This window comes from uncultured Algibacter sp., from assembly GCF_947487605.1.
In the GTDB taxonomy this organism is placed as follows: domain Bacteria; phylum Bacteroidota; class Bacteroidia; order Flavobacteriales; family Flavobacteriaceae; genus Algibacter_D.
Genome location: NZ_CANKXK010000032.1, coordinates 1 through 2,427 on the forward strand (window position 1 = coordinate 1; position 2,427 = coordinate 2,427).

3 protein-coding genes are annotated in these 2,427 nt (G+C 35.6%); all 3 read left to right on the forward strand.

Annotated elements, in window-relative coordinates:
* Window positions 1–144 precede the first annotated feature (144 nt).
* The gene (locus Q0739_RS14730) at window positions 145–1,017 is read left to right on the forward strand and encodes an RNA polymerase sigma factor (protein ID WP_298239500.1); all 873 of its coding nucleotides are present in this window, start codon (window positions 145–147) and stop codon (window positions 1,015–1,017) included.
* A 118-nt stretch (window positions 1,018–1,135) separates the two neighbouring features.
* On the forward strand, window positions 1,136–1,639 hold the full coding sequence (locus Q0739_RS14735) for an SRPBCC family protein (protein ID WP_298239501.1): 504 nt from the start codon (window positions 1,136–1,138) through the stop codon (window positions 1,637–1,639).
* Between the two features lie 111 nt (window positions 1,640–1,750).
* Window positions 1,751–2,203 carry an SRPBCC family protein gene (locus Q0739_RS14740; RefSeq protein ID WP_298239502.1) on the forward strand — a complete coding sequence of 151 codons (453 nt, stop codon included), beginning with the start codon at window positions 1,751–1,753 and terminating at the stop codon, window positions 2,201–2,203.
* Window positions 2,204–2,427 lie beyond the last annotated feature (224 nt).

Below are 2,427 nucleotides of genomic sequence, written 5' to 3' on the forward strand. Positions count from 1 at the left end.
GTTCACTTTTGTTGCGTCCGATTTTCCTGCGGAAAATCCTCGCGCACAAAACCGCACTTTCCATACACAAAAACGTTAGGCACAACCTTAAAACGAACTTTGTAACACCTATCCAACTCTTGTATCTAACAAGGAAAAACTCGTATGAATCAACTTGGAGATAAATATTCAGAGGAAAAAAATATAGAACTATTAAAATCCTCTTTGGATGGTAACAAAGTAGCATTGAATCAGCTAATAAAAATCCACAGACCTTATATTTTCAATGTGGCGTGGAAATTCACCTTTGACCCTCAAGACGCAGAAGACTTGACCCAAGAGGCACTTATCAAGGTAATAACCAAGCTATCACAATTTAAATTCGAAAGCCAATTTAGAACTTGGCTCTATCGCATTGTATTTAACGAATTTTTGTTATCCAAAAGACGAAAAGGAGAAAAACAATTCACGGATTTTGAAAATCAAGGAAAACGACTTGACTCTATTGAAAATGCAACCGTAGACGAAAGTGAAGAAAAGGAATACGAGGAATTGGCAAAGGAGCTAAGATATCGTTGTCTATCAGGTATGATAATGTGTCTTACTAGGGAGCAAAGACTTTTATTTATTGTAGGAGAAACGTTTGGAGTCGACCACAATTTAGGCTCTGAAATATTCGGAATGACAAAAGCCAACTATAGAGTAAAGCTTCACAGAGCAAGAAAGGAACTAATCAACTTTATGCAACAAAAATGCGGACTGATGAACTCGAAAAACCCTTGCAGATGTGGCAAAAAGGCAAAAACTATGCACAAAAATGGTTATCTCACTGAAGACCAGCAATTTTTCAATGTAGGTTATAAAACCAAAGTAGCGGACTATGCTTTTCAGAACAGTGAATTGGTTGCTGATATTGTAGACAAAAAGCATTTAGAGTTACTTCGAGATATTCCAGCGAAGGATGATTTTTCTAAGGAAACCATTGTTGAGGAAATTATTGGTAATAATGAATTACTAGATTTTTTTGAGCTAAATTAGTATTGACCAATACTTATAAAAAAGCCCGTGATTTTAACAATCACGGGCTTTTTGTTTTCTGTTTTGTAACACCAGAGAGTTTCCTGTATCAAAATGACGAATTAAAAATTTATACAAAATGGAGATAAAAAAAGAAATCATAATCAATCGTCCTATTCAAGAGATATGGGAAGTGTTGGGAAATCAATTTACAACGGCCTACAAATGGGCAAGAGGTTTAACTCATTCAGAAGGTTTTGGAAAACCAAAATTTGATGGATTAGAATGTAGCAATAGAACCTGTGAAGTGCCTGGATTCGGAACAATTCAGGAAGACGTCAAAAAATTCGACTCAAAAAATTATGTATTGACTTATGAGGTCGTCAAAGGCTTTCCCGGTTTTATCACTTCCGCTGTTAATACTTGGTCTTTGGAAAGAAAGGGAAACAATACGCTCGTAAGTATGCACCTGAAAATGGAAACCAAAGGCTTTAAAGGTGCCATTATGGGACCAATGATGAAAATGCAACTTAATAAAACGGTAGCAGGCGTTATTGAAGACCTAAAAATATACGTTGAAACTGGTAGCCCAAGCGTATACAAACAAAAAGAATTGGCAAAAAACAAAAAGAAAGTAGCCTAATTCTGTAACACATCAATTAATACTGTATCAAAAGGTAAATTATAAAAATCATTAACAATGAAAATTAAAAATCTATTATTAAGCACATTAGTTCTTCTATTAAGTGCAAATTTGGCATCTGCCCAAAGTATGGGTGAGCCTAAAGTCCAATTTAGTAAGGTAGTAAACAAGTCCGCAGATGAACTGTGGAAGACAGTTAGGAAACTAGACCAAGTACATAAATATTCCTCTACAATTGCAAAGGTTGATTGGAGTGGTAATATGGGAGTTGGTGGAGAAAGAGTTTGTCACACACCAGATGGAAAAGGGTTTTTCAAGGAAAAAATTGTTACCTATGATGAATCATCACGTAGCTTTTCATATTCCTTACTTGAGGGAGCACCTGTAAAAGGTATGACTAACTTTATGCAAGTAGTTGACCTTGGCTATGGAAAGTGCATACTTGTTTGGTGGTCGAACTATGATGAGTTTATAAAAAACCCACAAATGACTGAAGAACAATTTCAAGCCTTTATGCTAAGTTCTCTAGAAGAAATGACAGATAAAATGGCTAAAGATTCATAAAAGGCAGTGCCTAACAATGTGTATAAGCAATAGCGGTTCGAGTGCATACTTGAGCCGTTTTTGCATTTTTATAAGTATCTTGCTATCCGACAGCTTAGTGGTGTGAAATCCGCTACTACTCATACACGAGACCGTTGTAAACAATGCTGACCCGTCCTGAATAAAGGCTACATAATTTAACACAATTATGTATAAAAATGACAAAGTAATTAGACGTTACAGCG

Bases quoted from the DNA above. Each gene is read 5' to 3' on its own strand.
- Q0739_RS14730 (WP_298239500.1), top strand. From the start codon at position 145: ATGAATCAACTTGGAGATAAATATTCAGAGGAAAAAAATATAGAACTA.
- Q0739_RS14735 (WP_298239501.1), top strand. From the start codon at position 1,136: ATGGAGATAAAAAAAGAAATCATAATCAATCGTCCTATTCAAGAGATA.